We start from the raw sequence: 18,432 nt of genomic DNA, 5'->3' as shown, positions 1-18,432 counted from the left end.
TGAGAACAGGAGGAGAATTGTTAAACAACAAAACTCTCTGTGATTCTAGCACCGCCATACTCAAGGATGATGCCAAAGGCTTCGCCGATGTCTCCCCAGAATTTGTACTGCACGACTTGATCTTCGGCACGGCTGGTTAAGCGGGCAAAGCGATCGCCCGTTTCGGTCATAATTTCTAAACTTAACCCCGCAGGAAGAAACGCATCGGCACTGAGGGGGGTGACCCGCACAAATAAGTGTGCTGAGGTGGCATCCCGTGGTAAAACCGCCATGGTCAGGGCAAGGGTGGTGCCATCTAGGGCAATGCCAAGATCAACTTTGCGCACTTTCCACGAGCCAGCGGTCGGGTCGGGGTCAGTGTGATCATGGAGTAATTCTGCGGCTTGCCAGCGGATATCTTCGCTCGGGGGATGCATGATCAATGATTTCAGTGCGGCTTTGCTTGCAGGATCGTTGAGGTTGGTTTTAATCTGTCGTAACTGTTGTTGGGCGGCGATCGCCTCGCGAGAGTCGGGGTCAATGCTGGGCAATTCAGCCGCGCGCACATGCCCCAATCGACGATCAAGGCTGGGGGGCAATATGTCTGTCAATTCCTGCCAAGTGGCTTGCAGGCAATCGCGGATTAGGTATTCTCGCGCCCGCAACCACAACCCCAACCGCTGCGGATGACATGCCAAGAAAAGGCTTAAACGGTGTTGTGGCTGGCTCAATAGCTGTGCCCACTGGTCAAGGGAGAGGACGAAGCGCGGTAAGACGATCTCACCGCTGGCGATCGCGTGGATGAGATCTGCCGAGACAAGTTCGGGGTCTGGCAAGGAAAGAGGTCGTGGTTCTTGCGCCGGCAGGGATAGCAGTAGAGCCACATCTTCAACCATTTGCTGGCGATCAATACGGTAGGTGCGCAGCAGTGGATCGTAAGTATCTTTGGCCACCTCACTGGCGTAGGCATAGCCCCAGAGGTTAATCTTGCTTAGCTCTTGATCGGTCAGCACCTGCACGCCAATAAAGTAATCGGGTCGCCATGCCGGAATATCGAGCCACTCCCGAGGAACGACCCATTCCTCTAGATCAGTGATGTCATCGGGCAGAATCACCACTCGCCCCATGGGGGTGTCTAGGGCGCTACCATTAACAAATTCCCAAAAGCAGGGCAATTCAATTTCATCAACGGGTACCTTGGGCTGTGCCTCAATCCCCATGGTGCGAAACCAGTTTCTGACGGCCACGTAGGCGAGTGCATTGAGGTAAACCCGACCGCGACAGTGTGCTCGTGCTGCGTTCTTGATGCGGTTAATCCACTGGCGATCGCTGGCAGCTAGGGCACCTATGTCGATGTGTTCTATCAGAGGTACCTCTGGCAAAAAGGGAAATGAAGCAGAGCGCAGTATCATGGTCATTACCTAAATGAATACTCAAGTCCTACGTAACGGGTAGGCATACGTTGAAGCAACAAACTGGTGTCCCCCTTGCTCAACCCTACAGCAAGATTGACAGGGAGCAACCAGCAAAGGAGTTCTATAGCATCCCTGCAACCATCCATTAATCAGGATGCCCACTTCCCTGAGGGAGGCGCTGCTCGGGGATGGCTGCCCAAACGCTGTGAGTAAGTCTTTTGCGAGGGAGCTTCGCGTCCTCTCAAGCAACCGAGATACCGTATGTTGACCCGGTAGCCCAAGCTGTCTGGCAATCTCCCCTTGGCTGACTTGCTCGCAATAGTACAGACAAACAATGCGGCGCTTGGTGTCGTCAAGGGCAGCTAAGGCTGCTGCAAGGGTTGTTGTAATTTTAAGCAACAACTCCTGCTGTTCTTGGTTGAGCAACGCCTCCCAAGGGGTGGGGCTGGCAGTGGCAATGTCCTCCACCCCCTCTTCTCCTAGGCTGATGCGGTGACCAAGAGGAGTGTGATAATGGCGCAGGGCTTGAATGGCCTGCTGGAGGTACCCCTCAATATCGCGCTCCCCTAGAGGGGGGGATTGGGGCTGAGACTGGGTGTAGGTGCGACTGATCTGTGCCAAGGTCTGGGAATCTGGAGCTACTGAGCCAGTGGTCAACTGCTGCCAGCAGACCACAAGAAAAACAATGAGGCAGCGGTGGCGATCGGGGTAACCACTGAGGGTTAACGCCTGCCTCAGCCGCCTAGTGCTTGCCCTGCGCAACAGCCCCCAATCCGACTGACGCGCACCATAGTAAACCTCATACACCCGGTCATACAGACGCCGAGAAACAAAGCTGAGAAGGTGCCCTTTTGTGGGGTCGAATCCCTGTAGCACCGTGAGGGGGGCTTGCCACAGGAGAGAACACCCTGTTTGGAAATAATCCTCGCGGCTGTAGCCATAGCCATGTCGATGGTCAGCTAATCGCTGCGACACCTGCCACACACACTCCTGTAAGTAGCAGTACAGCACCCTCACCCAATAGCAGGCTTCAGGATGGTGCGGGTCTGTTTGCAACCGATTCAACAGCTGAAGGGCTGTTTGATAGGGAGCGTCTAAGCAGTGTCCCTGTTGTTGCAAGTAGCGTGCCGTCTGCTTATCGCGATGCCACTTGGGGCGATCGCCATCTTGCAGGGCAATAAACGTAAACAATTGTTCATTATCGGAACGTAGTAAAGTCATTGGTTGCTCTCTTCCGTTCTCACTCAGGAGTCAACAATTGGCGGAGCTAAACAGTCTGCTATTCAAGCTTTTTAGCTGAGACGCATACCTTATCCCTCTAGTCCTGCTACATGCTTATCCAAGAAATATGCCTCAGCCTATGCAGGTCTCTGCCCCAGAAATGTTCAGAACCTAAGAAATCTGCGTTACTAAACTAGACGACTGACAGAGCGGGAGCACAGCGTTACTATCAGCCTGAGTAGGCTTAGGGCAAGCCTTTAGGGTACTAAAGACCGTATCAGGAATCGCACAGCGGAGCGATCGCTCTTGCTTCTGGCGTTTCGCGAATTGCCAACCCTAAGTGAACCAGTGCTGCCTCCACCGTATTCACCCGCTCTGCCAATGTCTGCCACCCCTTAGCTTTTATGCCATAGCGTTGATAAAAGTACGCCCGGGCAGCTTGAAATGACGGAAACGCTTTTTGCAATTTAGCAGCAGTCCATGGTTGGGAACTGAGCGATCGCCAAGAGTGTTGTCCCCGCTGTTGCCGCTCAGTAATGAGTTCGCTGGTGAGGCTAAGAAGTTCAGCATAATTGCGGCGCGAAGCACCGATAGCCGTTTCAAGATTTTCAATCAGACCCATAACCTTACTCCCGAGGCAATTGAAGAGGGGCAGCAGCTAAGTTGTTAGCGTCAAAAATACGCTTGATATGGTCAATCTGCCGTTGTAGTCGATGCTTGATCCACACTGACCCAGGGATCAGGTTAACAATGCTCTCAAGTTTACCGACATGAAATTGAATCTGTTTGAGCGCAGAGAGAACTTGCTCAAAAAACCACTCTAGCTGCACTCGTTCTTCGGCAAGGGTTTTGACTTTAGCGACTAGTGTTTGGTTATCGTACTCTAGGTTGCTACACAGTTCGAGGGCGGCTTCCTCTGACTCTTGAATTTGCATTTCTAAGCGTTGAATCTCGTCTTGTTGAGCTTGGGCGAGCTCACGATAGAACTCTAATTCTTGCTTGATCCTAAACTCTTGAAACGAACCATTATACGGATTCCCTGCCAAGAGCAGGTCGATTAGCTGTTGGCTATATTGGTGTTCCTTGCAGTTTAGTTCCGTCAAAATCGGTTCTGATAGTTGTTTGAGGAGTTGATGAACAAGTCCTGTCTGTAACTCGTCACTGTCGCCATGGCCAGGAATGCTGATCTTTAGGTTTCCGCGAACTGCTTTTGTGGGGTGCCGACCCTTGCCACGGTTGGTAACTTGCCAACCCCACTCCTGTGCTTGACGGATGATATCCTGTTTAGACATCACTCTTGGGTGGGTTCTGAGAGTAGCTTGAACGGTGTCCCGCTTTAGCCTCACAGCCGCTAACTGTGTGAGGAGAGCGTCCTGTTGGTGGTCATCCCTCATATGCTAATGTCCTCAACTAGAGTCCCTTATTCAGGTTTCCTAGGCAGTTTTGGCTCTTATACAGCGCGATCGCCACGTATGAAAAAAAATGTTTATCGCCTCCTCTCAGCGTTCCCCGCGTCCCCTCAAGGCTTAGCAGTACTGACGGTACAAGTGCATATAATCAAAAATAATGTGTCGGGCTTGGGGTCGTAGATCCCGGACCAGAGAGCGATCTAACTCTACCTCCGCCACACTCGTCCAAAGAGCACACCAATCGCCACCAAACTGCATCTGCGCCAAAATTAGACCCCGCACGATCGCCATCGTGTAACTGCGGGGTTCTCGCCCTTGGGCAGCAGTGAGGTAGGCGATCCCCCGCTCTGGTTCACGGTAGTTGTCCATCACACTCAGGTAGCCCAACACCATCAATTCCCCAGCACTCAACAGTTGCAGATCAAGGGTGTCGCGGCCATACTTGAGCGCCAAATAGCCCCGATAGCGTTGAGCATTATCCTTGCCGTCAATATCCCAAGAAAGCGCATTTACCAGCGCCGCTTTTTGATCTAGGGGAACCTCGTCTGAAGAGAGCCATTCCGCCATTTCCAAATCCAGTTGTCCGCTGCGAGCCGCCAGAGCAATCATCTCTATATCCCCGTAGGCTTCATGAAAAGGGGTTGATGTGATTGGTGAGTCTGCCCGAGCTGGCTGGCTCAGGCAGATTGCTACCACAATGGTTAAAGTACTGATCAATGATTGTTTTTTCATAAGTTTACTGGGTTAGGCTCACTGGATAATGTATAGGAGCGAGTCGCCAAATCTATAATCTAGATCTAAACTCTTAAGGAGCAGACTCCTAGGCATCTGCTTGCCGTTTATCGAGGTCACAGGACTGTGGACACAACTGTACTGAATCAATACCGCCAGCATACTGATGAACGTGCCGCCCTTGGAATTCCACCGCTACCCCTAACGGCAGCACAGGTATCAGCGGTCTGTGATCTACTACAACAGCCTCCTCAAGGAGAAGAAGACTATCTTATCCATCTACTGCGCGATCGCGTTCCTCCCGGGGTTGATGAAGCAGCTTACATTAAGGCAGGCTTTCTAACGGCGATCGCCAACGGCGAACTCCACAGTCCCTTAATTTCACCCATTGCTGCCGTTGAACTCCTTGGCACAATGCTGGGGGGCTATAACGTACAGTCGTTAATTGCCCTCTTGGGTCATGAAAACAGTGAATTAGCTGCCGCCGCCGCGCAGGCGCTCAGTCAGACCCTCTTGGTCTATGATGCCTTCCATGATGTTCAAGACCTGATGCAGCAGGGCAATGCCCATGCCCGTCACGTCATGGAATCATGGGCTAATGGCGACTGGTTTACCCGCCGTCCCGAACTGCCAGAGGCCATTACCGTCACCGTCTTCAAGGTACCTGGTGAAACCAATACCGATGATCTATCCCCTGCCCCCCACGCTACCACCCGTCCCGATATTCCCCTGCACGCCACCGTCATGCTCGAAAACCGCTTACCGGGCGCATTGCAGATTATTGCTGACCTCAAACAAAAAGGCTACCCCCTAGCCTACGTTGGAGATGTGGTCGGTACCGGCTCCTCGCGTAAATCTGCCACCAACTCGGTTATCTGGCACATTGGCCGCGATATTCCCTACGTCCCTAACAAGCGCACTGGGGGAGTTTGTTTGGGTGGCAAAATTGCCCCCATCTTCTTTAACACCATGGAAGACTCTGGTGCCTTGCCCATTGAGTGCGATGTCACCGCTATGGCCATGGGAGATGTGATTACGATTTATCCCTACAAGGGCGAAATCACAAATGCAGCGGGTGACGTGATCAGCACCTTTTCCCTGAAGCCCGATACCCTGCGCGATGAAGTCCGGGCGGGGGGACGCATTCCCCTGCTGATTGGCCGCACCCTCACTGATAAAGCGCGAGCAGCCCTCGGACTCGACCCCAGCCCCCTCTTTACCCGTCCTGCTGCCCCCATAGAGAGTACGAAGGGCTACACCTTGGCTCAAAAAATTGTTGGCAAAGCCTGTGGGCTACCCGGTGTCCGCCCTGGCACCTATTGCGAGCCGGTGATAACCACAGTGGGGTCTCAGGATACCACAGGCCCCATGACCCGCGACGAGCTAAAAGAGCTAGCCTGTCTGGGGTTTGGTGCCGATCTCGTCATGCAAAGCTTCTGCCACACCGCTGCTTATCCTAAACCGGTGGACATCAAAACCCACAAAGAACTACCGGACTTTATCCACTCGCGGGGCGGTGTCTCCCTACGTCCGGGAGATGGCATTATCCATTCGTGGCTCAACCGGATGCTCCTGCCGGATACGGTGGGCACCGGAGGTGACTCCCACACGCGCTTTCCCTTGGGGATCTCCTTCCCTGCGGGGTCTGGCTTGGTGGCCTTTGCCGCAGCCTTGGGGGTGATGCCCCTAGATATGCCCGAATCGGTGCTAGTGCGCTTTAAGGGGCAGTTGCAACCGGGGGTAACCTTGCGAGATATTGTCAATGCCATTCCTTACGTAGCAATTCAGCAGGGTAAGCTCACTGTTGCCAAGGAAAACAAAAAAAACGTCTTTTCTGGGCGGATTTTGGAAATGGAGGGCTTGCCAGATTTGCAACTGGAGCAGGCCTTTGAACTCACCGATGCCACCGCGGAGCGATCGGCGGCGGGTTGCACCATTAAACTCAGCGAAGAAACTGTGGCCACCTACTTGCGCTCGAATATTGTGCTTTTGAAAAACATGGTGGCGCGGGGGTACAGCGATCCGCGGACAATTTTGCGGCGGGTGAAACGGATGGAAGAGTGGTTAGCTAACCCCACCCTCCTCGCGGCGGATCCAGATGCAGAGTATGCCGATGTGATTGAGGTGTATCTTGATCAAATTCGTGAGCCATTAGTGGCTGCCCCGAACGACCCGGACAATATTAAAACCTTGTCCGAGTGTGCGGGTGACCCTGTTCAGGAAGTCTTTATTGGCTCTTGCATGACCAATATTGGCCACTATCGCGCTGCTGCCAAGGTGCTGGAAGGAGAAGGGGCAGTCAAGGTACGCCTATGGATTGCGCCCCCCACTCGTATGGATGAGCAGCAACTCCGGGAAGAAGGCTACTATGGTATTTTTGCAGCAGCAGGGGCACGGATGGAAATGCCCGGTTGCTCGCTGTGTATGGGGAACCAAGCGCGGGTTGCAGATAATACGACGGTATTTTCTACCTCAACCCGCAATTTCAATAACCGGATGGGCAAGGGGGCAAGGGTCTATTTAGGCTCAGCAGAACTGGCGGCAGTCTGCGCACTGTTGGGGCGCATCCCCACTCGTGAGGAATACTTAGAGATTGTTACCCGTAAAATTGATCCGCTAGCTGCTGATATATACCGCTACCTCTACTTTGATCAAATTCCTGACTACGAAAACCAAGGTCGCTTAATTTCCATAGCTGAAGAGGAGAAACTCATGGCGAGCGTTGGAGGGTAGTCAGGTATCTCTTGCTCAGTTGATAATAAAACAGGCGCAAGAATCGCTATAGTTTGTTTTACTTGTAGCCAAATCATCGCAGCTTGGCTACTTTTTTCTGTCTTTCTTTACCAAATTCAACACTCGTGCTAACAACCTTTCCCGAAAATTGTTGAAGTTTACAAAGCGGCATTGCTGAATAGACGTATGATTTTCGGGTTTGAGTCTTTTGCCGCCCTCACCCAAAGGAGAGGGAACAAGACTCTTAGCTCCCTTCTCCTTAGCAAGAAGGGTTGGGAATGAGGGCAATTCATAGCCACATTCAGCAATACCTACAAAGTCATAGGCTTTTGAATGGGCACCTTGACCCGCCTTTTCTCTCAAAAAGTGACATGCTCCCCTGCTCTGCTACCGTTTGCCTACACTTCGATAAAAAAACTTAACCATAAATTTATTGTGTTTTTTTGAGGCGGCAACTATTTTGCCAGGTAAGGTTGCTATTGTTTTTATAGGTTTATAAAGTTACAAAAACTTATGTCTCGGCAACTAGAGCAACTGCTCAAAATTGACGAACTCATTCGCTCAGGCAAGCGCTGTACTACAGGAATTTTGGCAACTGAAGTTGGTATGGGAGAGCGCACAATTCGTAATGACATCGCATTTATGCGCGATCGCTTTGATGCCCCCATCAGTTGGACTGCCAAAAAAGGATTTCACTACACAGATCCAAACTGGCGTTTACCCTTTATTCCCTTATCTCAAGGAGAGTTCTTTGCCCTCACCTTAGGTGCCAGAATGCTGGCATCGTATAGTGGTTCAGCGTATCGAGATCAGCTTGAGTCAGCGATTCGTCAGCTTGCTCAACGTTTACCTGAAAAAACTTGGATAGATTTACAAAATATTGTCGATGATTCGGTGATGGTTCGCTCAGGTGCAGAGGTTTACTTAGACCCAACTATTTGGCAGACGTTGGAACAAGCATGCAAGCATAAGCGGCGGGTGTGGATGCGCTATGCTACCCCCGGCAAACCTGTGTCAGAGCGCGAGGTCGATCCCTACATCCTCCATTTTTCACGCAGTAATCCCTACCTGACGGGCTGGTGCCATCAGCGGCAAGAGGTGCGCTGGTTCCGCGTTGACAGAATTTAGGCCATCCAGCTGCTGGATCAGCAGTTTGAGGTTGACCCCACCTTTGACCGCGAGGCTCATTTTGCATCGGTGTTTCAGTATGAGGTGGGGGGTGTCCCCCAAGAAATGGTTATCTGGTTTGATCCGCCCACTGCGCCCTACATTCGTGAACGCCGCTGGCATCCAACGCAGCAAATTGAGGAACACGCCGATGGATCGCTAACGCTGCGGTTTGTGGCGCGGGGACTGAATGAAGTGAAACGGTGGGTGTTGTTTTATGGCAGAGGGGCACGGGTGCTGAAGCCACCGGCGTTGGTGAAGATGGTGAAGGAGGAGATACAGGCCATGAGCGATCGCTATGCTAACGAAGAGGCCGGGGAATGAGTCAGCCAAAGTTTTGGGCCAAGACAGGCCAAGGAGAACTGCGGCAGGATGGGCAACCCAAGTACCATCCAGTGATTTGTCATTTGGCAGATACAGCAGCAGTAGCAATGGAAATTGTCAGAACTTACCTCAGTCCGCTTGCGCGTCAGCGCCTTGCCAATGGCTTGGGCTTGCCGGACGATGAATCTTTAGTGCGATTTTGTGGCTTTATGGCGGGTAGCCATGACTTGGGCAAAGTCAGCCCTGCCTTTCAGTTTCAAGTGAGTGAAGTTGGCAAACTTCTGGCGGGAGAAACTCTTTACGATTGCTGGTCTTCTCTACCCCGTGAGCGGCAAAAACCTCAGAATGCTCCTCATGGAACAGTAACCGCGGCAACGCTGCCAAATTTTCTTATTGATATTGGAGTCGGTCGAGATTTGTCTGAGCGCCATGCCAAGCGATTGGCGCGGAAACTCGGTACTATCGTCGGTGGGCACCACGGGTTTTTCCCGGCCCAGAAAGAGATTGATGATTTGGATAGTGCGATCGCTGGCACCGATGAACGTAGCGTATGGCGACAGCACAGCCTCAGCATCTTTCAGCAGCTTCAAGGCTTTGTGCAACTCACTCCCGAAGATCTGCCCAGCCAATGCGATAATGCTGCCGCCATGATTTTGGCAGGACTCACCACTGTATCTGACTGGATTGCCTCAAATCCAGACGAGAAAGTGGGCTTTCCCTATGCGAATGATGAGCCGTTTGAAACCTATCAGGTAGGGTTAGCCGAAAAAGCAAAGAAAGCCCTCAAAGCCCAGGGCTGGAGACAACTGGAAACCGGAAAGCCTTTGGCGTTTACCGAACTGTTCTCCTTCATCACTGATCCGCGTCCTCTCCAGGATGCCGCAATGCAGCTCACGGAGACTCTGACAGCGCAGTGTCTAGTGATGGTGGAAGCCTCGATGGGGGAAGGCAAAACGGAAGTGGCGCTGTACCTCGCGGATTGTCTGCAACACCAGACCCAAGCAGGGGGCTTCTACATCGGCCTGCCCACCCAAGCCACCAGTAACGCTATGTTTGAGCGAGTGCGGGCGTTTTTGCAAAAGCGTTACCCCGATGAGGTGGTGAACCTTACCCTCAGTCATAGTGCAGCGGCACTAAAAGGCGAGTACCAAGAAACCGTCTGTCGGCTGGATCAGGTCTATGACGAGGAGGGGCGGGGGGKGTTTGCCAGTGAGTGGCACACGGCGCGGAAACGCACCTTACTCAGTACTTACGGGGTGGGCACGCTGGATCAGGGCTTAATGGGGGTGGTGCGATCGCGCCACCAATTCGTCCGCCTCTTTGGCTTAGCCGGGCGCACCATTATTTTGGATGAGATTCACGCCTATGACCTCTACACCAGTACCCTGCTAGAGCGATTTCTGGAATGGGCAGCGGTGCTGGGTTCTCCAGTGATTGCCCTCTCTGCGACCCTACCTGCCACCACCCGCCAACGCTTGCTCACCGCCTACGCCACGGGGTGCAATCAGCCCGTTCCGCCTCTACCAGAGGCTCCCTACCCTCGGATTACCGCTTTCTCCAATAGAACAACCGTAGCCCAGACCTTTGCCGCCTCAGACCACGTTCGCCGGGCCTTAGCGATTCGCTGGGCCAGCGACGACGAATGGCCCGCAGAACTGCACCAGGTGCTCAGCTATGAGGGTGGCTGTGCGGCGGTGATTTGCTCCACAGTAAACCGTGCCCAAGCAGTTTACCAACGGCTGCAAGCGCACTTTGCACCCGAAGAACTAGGTCTATTCCATGGCCGTTTTCTGTTCAAGGATCGGGAGCGAATCGAAAAGGACTGCCTAGAAAAATTTGGCAAAAGGACTGACCATCGCCCCCATCGATTTGTGCTGGTGGCCACTCAGGTGATTGAGCAAAGCCTAGATGTGGACTTTGACCTGATGATTAGCGACATTGCACCGATTGACCTGCTGTTACAGAGATCTGGGCGGCTGCATCGCCATTCCCGCAATGGGCGACCGGCATCCCTCGGAACTCCAACCCTGTGGATTGTTGAGCCGACCTTAACCGCTAAGGACACCGTCGAGTTTGGGGACAGCCGCTATGTCTACGATCGCCACATTCTGCTGCGAACTTGGCTGGCTCTACGGCAACGCCATAGCCTCACCCTGCCCGAAGAAACTGATGCCCTCATTGAGTCGGTCTATCACCTAGACATGGCTATTCCAGCAGATCTTGAGCCAATCCATGCGGAGGACTGGCAAACGTCTCTGGAAACGTACAAAACCGAGGAGGAGGAAGCCAAAAAGACCCGCGCCCATGAAGTCAAGATTCCGCCGCCCCATGCTAACGTTAAGCCCGATCAGTTTACTTACCGGAAAAAGGAAGACGACGAAAGTGCGATCGCCGCCGCCACCCGCCTCGGTGAACCCTCTGTAGTGACCGTCTTTCTGCAATGCACTGAGACTGGACTGGTCTTTCCGGGCACTCAAGAACAGGTAGACCTGACCGCTAAGCCTAACTTGGCCATGATTCGCAAGCTACTGAGCTACAGCACTCGCCTGTCTAAAAAGGAACTGGTAAAAGCACTGACCGCTCAGGATAACCCCAAAACTTGGACTTCGGCTCTACTGCGCAACTGCCGTTATGTGGAGGTCAATGCTCAGGGCGTTGCGAGGGTGCAGGATTGGCGACTGACGTTGCATCCCTTGTTGGGGGTGCTGATTGAGAAAGATTCAGAAAACTAGAGGAGGGTTTTTACAAATGTCATTTAATTTGCTTGATGAACCTTGGATTCCGGTGATGACACCCGATTTCCAGATCAAAGAGATTTCCCTGATAGCGCTATTCCAAACTTGGGACACCCTACAGGAAATACAGGGAGATAATCCACCAACCACTCTGGCGCTCTATCGCTTTTTATTGGCGATTTTGCATCGCGCTTACCAAGGGCCGCGCAATGAAGACCACTGGCAAGAGATTTGTGACGATAACGGCCAGGGGGCGATCGCCTACCTCAACCAATGGCGCGATCGCTTTGACCTACTCGACCCGGATTATCCCTTCATGCAAGACCCAATCTTGCCGCTAGATAAAGCCGTTCCCATCTACGCTATCCATACGATGAGTACCTCTGAGGTATTTTCCCATGAGCACGAGTGGAGCGGCTATAGCCTCTCTCTACCCCAATCCGCTCGGTTGCTAGTGCGACTTCAAGGTGTGGATATCACCAGCCTGCGCGCCTTTTACGTCGGTCAATCCAGCGGTAACCGCTCAGCAGTGAATACACCAACAATCAACGTTGCTAATGTCTTAGTGCGGGGCAGCACCTTGAAGCAAACCCTGTTGTTTAACCTGATGCGCTACGACCCCACAGCCGAAATACCCAGTGTGGTCACCGGAGAGGATCTGCCCGCTTGGGAGACGGGCTATGGCGGCAAACCCAAGGAAGCAACCCCCCATGGCTACATCAGCTACCTCACCTTTCCGTGGCGACGATTACGGCTGTTTGCCCAAAACGGTAAGGTCAGCCAGTTGGCAATCACGATGGGAAATGCTTTGCCCGATAAGGTCTCACCCCAGCAGTGGGAATGTGGAGTTGCCTACCGTGACAACAAGCCCGTGCGGTTGTCTCTCAGTAAGCAGTTGTGGCGCAATGCGGATGCGTTTTTACTCACGGCAGAAACGCAACATCGCCCCCGCATTGTGGATTGGCTCGCTGATCTGAAAGCAGAGGACTTGGCTGATGATGTCGTGACCTTCCAAATTTCTGGCCTCAGTGCCGATAAGGCCAAGCCTTTAGGCTGGAGTTGGGAGCAGTTTTCGGCACCCATTCAATATGTGACGGATACAGAATTGGCGACGGTGCTGAAGAAAGCGATCGCGATCGCCGAAGAACATCAACAAATCTTCCGCTCCTTCAAGGGTAGCCCCTACTTCGCCCTAGCAGACGTCCTCCAGTATGGGGAGGCAGGTAGTTTGGCCAGTGCCCTCGATGGGGAATCTCGCTACTGGGCGACCCTCGATCGCGCCTTTCTAAACCTGCTCGATGCCCTCCCCCGAGACAGCCAAACCGGAGCCGATGGCATCACCCGCTACGGCTTCAAAGAATTGCCCGCGTGGACGCAGACGGTGCAAACCGCTGCCCGCAATGCCTTTACCGAGTCGATTGCATCCATTCGTAACTACCAAGCCAGAGCCGCTGCCCTGCATGCCCTAGAGCGGAAACTAGCTGATCTGCGGGCTAGCCCAGAGGAGAAAGCAGCCAAGAAAGCCAAAACCGCCGCCAAGAAAAAGGAAAAAGTTGCTAATTAGGAGCCTAATTCATGACCAAAACCCAGACCCCAACCCGTAATCGACTAGAACGAGAAACGAAATTCCTACAGGAAATTAGCGATCGCATCAAAAATGATACCGGTGCCAAAGCCGCTTTCAAACGGGCACTCTCCGGTGAACACCACCATCTGCGCAAGGTTTATCCCTTTACACTGCCCTATTTGGAAGGTATCCACGAGCGGCAACAGGATATCTGGATTTTTGTGGCCTGCCTCTCGATTTACCATGATCAAGATTTTGAGCCAGCCCCCCGCAATTTTGCCCAAAGCTGCCTAGACTTACACAACAGCAGTCAATCTAAAGGCCCAGAACGGCGATTTAAAGCCTTGCTAGATACCGATCTTGCTAATATCCAATCTCCGATGACAGCGTTGGTGCGACAGATTAAAAGTAAAAAGGACAAGAAAATTCCCATCTACTATCCCCAACTCATAGCCGATCTCTGTTTCTGGGATCATCCTGATCAATTTATCCAAGACCAGTGGGCCAAAACCTTCTGGCGGGCAGCACCACCTAGTATAGCTGACGAGCCTGAGTCGTGAGTCAGGTTAGATTTACAGCCCACGCTTTGGAAGAAATGCAGCGCCGGGGCATTGCCCGAGAACAGGTAGAAGCAGTACTTTCGCAGCGGGAGCAGATCTTGCTAGGGCGAAATCGGCGCACAATTTACCAATCTAGAATCCGTTTTGATGGCGAAAAGCAATATCTTCTGCGAGTCTTTGTAGATGAAACTATCTCGCCATCGGTTGTAATCACAGTCTATCGAACTAGCAAAATTCAAAAATACTGGAGGATGTCATGAAAATTATTTACGACCCAGAGGTTGATGTACTGAGAATTTTATTTAGAGATACGACCATTAGCGAAAGTGATGAAGATGTATCAGGGATTATTTTCGACTTTGATGACCAGGGCAATGTCGTCGGCCTAGAGGTATTAGATGCCTCTCAGCGTGTCGATGATCCTCAATTTGTTAGCTACATGATTGCAAAACCCGCACCTCATTAATCGCAAAAATCAGGAGGAAAAACAATGTATCAACTCTCTGTCGTCATCGAAAAAGATGAACTTTATTATTGTTTGGACTTGTTAGTTAAATCTTTTATTTCCTAAAGGAGGTTCTCATGAAACTTGAACTGCATTTGATTCAAAGCTTTCCCCCCGCCAACTTAAACCGGGATGAAAATGGGATGCCCAAATCCACGATTTTTGGCGGTCGTCCCCGTGCCCGCATCTCTAGCCAGTGCCAAAAGCGGGCAGTGCGACTGTATTATCAGAAATATTCAGAGGTGAGTCCTAGCCAGTTTGCCAATCGTTCTCGCTCGTGGTTACCTAATCTGAAATCCTTACTAACCCAAACCAAAATTCCTGAACAACAAGCTGCATTGGCCGCCAAGTTAGCTTTGAAATTCTTGGGTGCAGAGGAGGATCCGAAAAAGCCAAGTAAAACCAAAACAATTCTGTTTTTGGGACAGACGGAACTGGCTGCGATCGCCAACATCCTCGTCAACAATTGGGCGGATATTCAACCCGGCTTGGCTGGAGACAAGCCTGAACTGCCCAAAGAGATTACCAAGGCCATCGAAAAAGCCCTAGTAGAAACTGGCAAACCGGGCGATGTGGCGCTTTTTGGACGGATGATGGCCTCGTTGCCCACCGTCAATGTGGACGCAGCGGTGCAAATAGCCCACGCCATCAGCGTCAACACCCTGCAACAGGAATTCGATTTCTTCACTGCCGTGGATGATTTGGGCGGGGATGACGAAACCGGCGCTGACCACATGGGTGAGACGGGCTACAACAGCTCTACCTATTACCGCTTTGCCACCCTAGATACCGAGCAACTAAAGCAGAACTTGGGTAGTACGGATCACCTTAATGCCATCATCAACGCCTTTGCCGATGCCTTTGTTCATGCCATCCCTTCCGGCCACCAAAACAGCTTTGCCGCCCACACCCGCCCCGCCGTGGTGATGGCCGTCGTGCGCCAAGGGCAACCGGTTTCCCTCGTGGATGCCTTTGAAGACCCCATCTCGCCTAAGAACGGCAAGAGCCTACTGGAAAATACCGTCAAAGCCCTAGATACTCACTGGGCTGACCTCAGCAAAATGTATGGCGAAACCGGTGTAGTTTACAAGGGCATTGTCACCCGCACGAGTTTGGCTGCACAGCTTGAAACACTGGCCGATGTCAAACGAGACTCGGTGGACACGCTGCTGAAAGAAGCCCTAGCAGCCGCCCTCAGCAATGGAGGCAAGTAAAATGCCAACGCTTCTCATGCGGCTAAGAGCACCGATGATGAGTTGGGGTGACCATAGTCAGTTTGGCCATCGCGATAGTCGCCGCGAACCCACCAAATCCGCCGTGATTGGGTTGCTCTGTGCTGCCCTTGGTCGACCCCGTTGGGAGCCTGTGGCTGACCTCACCGCCCTCAAAATGGGGGTGCGGGTCAACAAAGAAGGAGTGCTGCAACGGGATTACCACACGGTGCAAGACAACATGCGGGATAGGAATAAGGCCCATACGACCCTGAGCGATCGCTACTACGTGGCCGATGGCGACTATCTGGTAGGGCTAGAGGGAGACCTTGAGCAACTCACTGTGCTAGATGCTGCCCTCCGACTGCCCCGCTGGCAACTCTATCTTGGTCGTAAGAGCTTTATTCCTAGCCATCCCATTTGCATTGGCATTGTTGATGAACCCTTACTACCTGCTCTGCAAAACCATGTCTATGAGCATCGGGGACGTAAAGAACCACCAGCGTCACTGCGACTGGTGATCGAGACCAACGATGGCACTGATATCCGCCAAGATGTTCCCCTCGACTGGCAACGCCGCCGCTTTGGTCGCCGCATTGTCAGCACAACCTACTACCGACCGGAGGCTATATGTACCTTTCCCAGTTAATTTTGAATCGTCGGCAATTGCAAATCTACCAAGACTTGAGCAATGCGCATAGGTTTCATCAGCGCATCATGCAAGCCTTTCCTGATGAGGAAAACTGCGATCGCCCCCGTCAAGACTGGCATATCCTGTTCCGTCACGAACCCGATAGTGATGTGGTGCTGGTACAGTCTGCGATTGAGCCTGATTGGTCAAAGCTACCGGCAGGATACCTGCACGATCATCGGGTGAAACCCATCAACCTAGGAGCCGACCAGTTCACATTAGGTCGCGTCTTTCAGTTTCGTCTGCGAGCCAACCCCAGCAAACGAGACCACCAAACCAAGAAAACCGTTGGCTTGTATCGCCGCTCTGAGCAACTGGCATGGCTCAAGCGCCAAGGCGATCGCTGTGGATTTCGGCTCCACAGTGCCGATGCCATCCCATCCCCCAACGTCTTTGGCATCAAGGAAAAGGGGGTCGCCCCCATTCGTATGACCACAGCCCTCTTTCAGGGTGTTTTAGAAGTTACCGCCCCCGATCAGTTTGTTGTGACCGTCCAACGCGGGCTAGGAAGAGGTAAATCCTACGGGTGTGGGTTACTGTCCTTGGCGCGAGTAAGCTAGCGCAAACGCTGAAACTCGTCTTCATCTACTTTTTATTTTTCTAGGATGTTTGTTCCATCCTACTTTCCCCATTCCTTACCCCATAATCAGCTTTAGCTATGGCTACCTTACGCACATTACCCAAAAACCGCGATCGCATCAGTTTCTTGTACTTCGAGCACTGCCGCATCGAACAAGAGCAGCAAGCAATTATCGTCTTCAAGGAAGAGAGCAAGTACTTAATTCCCTGTGCAGCCATCGGCACACTCTTGCTAGGGCCTGGAACATCAATTACCCATGCCGCGATCAAGGCGCTCGCTGATAATATCTGTAACATTCAGTGGGTGGGCGAAAATCTTTCTCGCTTTTATGCGACCGGGCGATCAGGAGCCAACAACACCCATCGCCTTCTTCACCAAATTTCTCTTTGGGCTGACCCAATCCAGCGGTTAGCTACCGTGCGGCGGATGTATATGTTTCGGTTTCAGCAACCCCTGAGTGACGACCTATCCCTTCAGCAAATTAGGGGGCACGAGGGAGTGCGGGTCAGAACCCTCTATCAACATTGGAGTAAGGAAACTGGCATCGAGTGGACGGGGCGCAACTATAAGCAAAATGACTGGAACGCGGCAGACCCCATCAATAAGGCCTTGTCCTTAGCAAACACTTACCTCTATGCAGTGTGCCAAGCGGCCATTGAATCCGTGGGATATGCTCCAGCTCTGGGGTTTATTCACACCGGCAAGCCCCTTTCGTTTGTTTATGACATTGCCGACTTATACAAAGGCGAAACTACAATTCCGGCAGCCTTTGAAGGAACTGCTGAAGCGCGCCCCTCAGAGTTCGATAGCGTTATCCGCCGCAAATGCCGAGAACGCTTCACGAGTACTCGGCTTATGCCTCGCTTGGTTCAAGACATTGACTCGGTTCTTGAATTTGGCTCCAGTGACGACTCAGAACAACCGCTCTGCTTACTTTGGGATGATGTGCTTGATTCTGTAGAAGGCGGCAAAAACTGGTCTATTTCGGAGGGATGAGGTGATTGTTATTATTTTGGAAAACGTTAAACCTGCTCTTCGAGGGGAACTGAGCCGATGGCTTTTTGAGATAAAGAGTGGGGTATTCACCGGTCGGGTTTCTGCCCTAGTGCGGGAAGAGTTATGGAACCTGATTGAGCGCAAAATCGGCAAAGGTTCTGCCGTCATGATTTACGCTCAAAACACGGAACAAGGGTTTGGAGCGAAGATCTTTGGTGTGCCTTCCAGAACCTTAGAAGACATAGACGGGGTTATCCTTGTCAAAACCCAGTCATAGTGGCAATAATGGAAGTGTTGTCCCCACGCTTGTGGGGGTGAACCGTATCACAACCTGCGCTACGACTGGTTTGCAGAGCGTTGTCCCCACGCTTGTGGGGGTGAACCGTGTCGCTGGATGCGTAATGACGCGCGTTGTACCAGTTGTCCCCACGCTTGTGGGGGTGAACCGCGAAAATATGCAGCGTGTCGTTTGTGCCTAAAGGGTTGTCCCCACGCTTGTGGGGGTGAACCGTAATCCAAATAAGCAATTGCGTGTTGTTTTGCCGTTGTCCCCACGCTTGTGGGGGTGAACCGGCCAATAATCAATCAAGTTGGCGATCGCCGCGGC

At 52.3% G+C, this 18,432-nt stretch carries 19 protein-coding genes and 1 CRISPR repeat array (1 of these 20 cut by a window edge); of the genes, 13 read left to right on the top strand and 6 right to left on the bottom strand.

Annotated elements, in window-relative coordinates; all coding sequences use genetic code 11:
* Positions 1–20: 20 nt before the first annotated feature.
* The 5 genes from L5220_RS04465 to L5220_RS04445 form a co-directional block, all read right to left on the bottom strand.
* Complete coding sequence (locus tag L5220_RS04465; RefSeq protein ID WP_499571907.1) at positions 21–1,397, bottom strand: DUF1822 family protein; 1,377 nt, start codon at positions 1,395–1,397, stop codon at positions 21–23.
* A gap of 15 nt (positions 1,398–1,412) precedes the next feature.
* Positions 1,413–2,615 (bottom strand): sigma-70 family RNA polymerase sigma factor, encoded by a 1,203-nt coding sequence (locus L5220_RS04460; protein WP_499571905.1) that lies wholly within the window; start codon positions 2,613–2,615, stop codon positions 1,413–1,415.
* Positions 2,616–2,892: 277 nt separating this feature from the next.
* Entirely contained in the window at positions 2,893–3,237 is a 345-nt protein-coding gene (locus L5220_RS04455; protein ID WP_448514146.1) for a hypothetical protein, read from the bottom strand.
* Positions 3,238–3,241: 4 nt separating this feature from the next.
* Positions 3,242–3,907 carry a type II toxin-antitoxin system HicA family toxin gene (locus L5220_RS04450; protein WP_499571902.1) on the bottom strand — a complete coding sequence of 222 codons (666 nt, stop codon included), beginning with the start codon at positions 3,905–3,907 and terminating at the stop codon, positions 3,242–3,244.
* 234 nt (positions 3,908–4,141) lie between these two features.
* Positions 4,142–4,633, bottom strand: coding sequence for a hypothetical protein (locus tag L5220_RS04445; RefSeq protein WP_448527309.1), 492 nt, complete (start codon positions 4,631–4,633; stop codon positions 4,142–4,144).
* A 249-nt stretch (positions 4,634–4,882) separates the two neighbouring features.
* On the opposite strand from L5220_RS04445, the gene acnB reads away from it, so the two are divergent.
* The gene (gene acnB / locus L5220_RS04440) at positions 4,883–7,489 is read left to right on the top strand and encodes a bifunctional aconitate hydratase 2/2-methylisocitrate dehydratase (RefSeq protein WP_499571898.1); all 2,607 of its coding nucleotides are present in this window, start codon (positions 4,883–4,885) and stop codon (positions 7,487–7,489) included.
* An 87-nt stretch (positions 7,490–7,576) separates the two neighbouring features.
* On the opposite strand, the gene L5220_RS04435 is transcribed toward acnB, so the two are convergent.
* Positions 7,577–7,852 (bottom strand): hypothetical protein, encoded by a 276-nt coding sequence (locus L5220_RS04435; protein WP_499571896.1) that lies wholly within the window; start codon positions 7,850–7,852, stop codon positions 7,577–7,579.
* Positions 7,853–8,002: 150 nt separating this feature from the next.
* Here L5220_RS04435 and L5220_RS04430 point away from each other — a divergent pair, with 150 nt between their 5' ends.
* The 12 genes from L5220_RS04430 to cas2e all read left to right on the top strand — a co-directional run bounded on the left by L5220_RS04430 (position 8,003) and on the right by cas2e (position 18,102).
* On the top strand, positions 8,003–8,617 hold the full coding sequence (locus L5220_RS04430; RefSeq protein WP_499571894.1) for a helix-turn-helix transcriptional regulator: 615 nt from the start codon (positions 8,003–8,005) through the stop codon (positions 8,615–8,617).
* Positions 8,618–8,686: 69 nt separating this feature from the next.
* Entirely contained in the window at positions 8,687–8,980 is a 294-nt protein-coding gene (locus L5220_RS04425; protein WP_499571892.1) for a WYL domain-containing protein, read from the top strand.
* Positions 8,977–11,712, top strand: coding sequence for a CRISPR-associated helicase Cas3' (cas3, locus tag L5220_RS04420; RefSeq protein WP_499571890.1), 2,736 nt, complete (start codon positions 8,977–8,979; stop codon positions 11,710–11,712). The genes L5220_RS04425 and cas3 overlap by 4 nt, the downstream gene beginning before the upstream one ends.
* A gap of 16 nt (positions 11,713–11,728) precedes the next feature.
* On the top strand, positions 11,729–13,279 hold the full coding sequence (gene casA, locus L5220_RS04415; protein ID WP_499571887.1) for a type I-E CRISPR-associated protein Cse1/CasA: 1,551 nt from the start codon (positions 11,729–11,731) through the stop codon (positions 13,277–13,279).
* A gap of 11 nt (positions 13,280–13,290) precedes the next feature.
* Positions 13,291–13,842, top strand: coding sequence for a type I-E CRISPR-associated protein Cse2/CasB (gene casB, locus L5220_RS04410; RefSeq protein WP_499571885.1), 552 nt, complete (start codon positions 13,291–13,293; stop codon positions 13,840–13,842).
* Entirely contained in the window at positions 13,839–14,102 is a 264-nt protein-coding gene (locus L5220_RS04405; RefSeq protein ID WP_448527316.1) for a DUF4258 domain-containing protein, read from the top strand. Before casB ends, L5220_RS04405 begins: the two co-directional genes overlap by 4 nt.
* A complete protein-coding gene (locus L5220_RS04400) occupies positions 14,099–14,308 on the top strand; it encodes a DUF2283 domain-containing protein (protein WP_448527317.1) in 210 nt (69 codons plus the stop codon). The genes L5220_RS04405 and L5220_RS04400 overlap by 4 nt, the downstream gene beginning before the upstream one ends.
* A gap of 116 nt (positions 14,309–14,424) precedes the next feature.
* Positions 14,425–15,561 carry a type I-E CRISPR-associated protein Cas7/Cse4/CasC gene (gene cas7e / locus L5220_RS04395; RefSeq protein ID WP_448527318.1) on the top strand — a complete coding sequence of 379 codons (1,137 nt, stop codon included), beginning with the start codon at positions 14,425–14,427 and terminating at the stop codon, positions 15,559–15,561.
* 1 nt (position 15,562) lies between these two features.
* A complete protein-coding gene (cas5e, locus tag L5220_RS04390; protein WP_448527319.1) occupies positions 15,563–16,207 on the top strand; it encodes a type I-E CRISPR-associated protein Cas5/CasD in 645 nt (214 codons plus the stop codon).
* The gene (gene cas6e, locus L5220_RS04385; protein ID WP_448527320.1) at positions 16,189–16,809 is read left to right on the top strand and encodes a type I-E CRISPR-associated protein Cas6/Cse3/CasE; all 621 of its coding nucleotides are present in this window, start codon (positions 16,189–16,191) and stop codon (positions 16,807–16,809) included. Before cas5e ends, cas6e begins: the two co-directional genes overlap by 19 nt.
* 98 nt (positions 16,810–16,907) lie before the next feature.
* Positions 16,908–17,825, top strand: coding sequence for a type I-E CRISPR-associated endonuclease Cas1e (cas1e, locus tag L5220_RS04380; RefSeq protein ID WP_448526943.1), 918 nt, complete (start codon positions 16,908–16,910; stop codon positions 17,823–17,825).
* 1 nt (position 17,826) lies between these two features.
* Positions 17,827–18,102 carry a type I-E CRISPR-associated endoribonuclease Cas2e gene (cas2e, locus tag L5220_RS04375; protein WP_448515114.1) on the top strand — a complete coding sequence of 92 codons (276 nt, stop codon included), beginning with the start codon at positions 17,827–17,829 and terminating at the stop codon, positions 18,100–18,102.
* 16 nt (positions 18,103–18,118) lie between these two features.
* Positions 18,119–18,432: a CRISPR direct-repeat array (repeat unit 29 nt; unit sequence GTTGTCCCCACGCTTGTGGGGGTGAACCG) (it continues 403 nt past the right edge of the window).

Origin of the sequence: Synechococcus sp. PCC 6716, assembly GCF_022570815.1 — a bacterium.
GTDB lineage: Bacteria > Cyanobacteriota > Cyanobacteriia > Thermosynechococcales > Thermosynechococcaceae > Thermosynechococcus > Thermosynechococcus lividus.
The sequence above is the reverse complement of the archived record's forward strand: the minus strand, read 5'-3'. Positions and strand labels throughout refer to the sequence as shown.

Excerpts from the sequence above, each read along its gene's own strand:
- casB (WP_499571885.1), top strand. The coding sequence starts at position 13,291 with ATGACCAAAACCCAGACCCCAACCCGTAATCGACTAGAACGAGAAACG.
- L5220_RS04400 (WP_448527317.1), top strand. The coding sequence starts at position 14,099 with ATGAAAATTATTTACGACCCAGAGGTTGATGTACTGAGAATTTTATTT.
- cas5e (WP_448527319.1), top strand. The coding sequence starts at position 15,563 with ATGCCAACGCTTCTCATGCGGCTAAGAGCACCGATGATGAGTTGGGGT.
- L5220_RS04465 (WP_499571907.1), bottom strand. The coding sequence starts at position 1,397 with ATGACCATGATACTGCGCTCTGCTTCATTTCCCTTTTTGCCAGAGGTA.
- L5220_RS04430 (WP_499571894.1), top strand. The coding sequence starts at position 8,003 with ATGTCTCGGCAACTAGAGCAACTGCTCAAAATTGACGAACTCATTCGC.
- cas1e (WP_448526943.1), top strand. The coding sequence starts at position 16,908 with ATGGCTACCTTACGCACATTACCCAAAAACCGCGATCGCATCAGTTTC.
- L5220_RS04445 (WP_448527309.1), bottom strand. The coding sequence starts at position 4,633 with ATGATTGCTCTGGCGGCTCGCAGCGGACAACTGGATTTGGAAATGGCG.
- cas7e (WP_448527318.1), top strand. The coding sequence starts at position 14,425 with ATGAAACTTGAACTGCATTTGATTCAAAGCTTTCCCCCCGCCAACTTA.
- L5220_RS04460 (WP_499571905.1), bottom strand. The coding sequence starts at position 2,615 with ATGACTTTACTACGTTCCGATAATGAACAATTGTTTACGTTTATTGCC.
- cas6e (WP_448527320.1), top strand. The coding sequence starts at position 16,189 with ATGTACCTTTCCCAGTTAATTTTGAATCGTCGGCAATTGCAAATCTAC.
- L5220_RS04450 (WP_499571902.1), bottom strand. The coding sequence starts at position 3,907 with ATGTCTAAACAGGATATCATCCGTCAAGCACAGGAGTGGGGTTGGCAA.
- casA (WP_499571887.1), top strand. The coding sequence starts at position 11,729 with ATGTCATTTAATTTGCTTGATGAACCTTGGATTCCGGTGATGACACCC.
- L5220_RS04455 (WP_448514146.1), bottom strand. The coding sequence starts at position 3,237 with ATGGGTCTGATTGAAAATCTTGAAACGGCTATCGGTGCTTCGCGCCGC.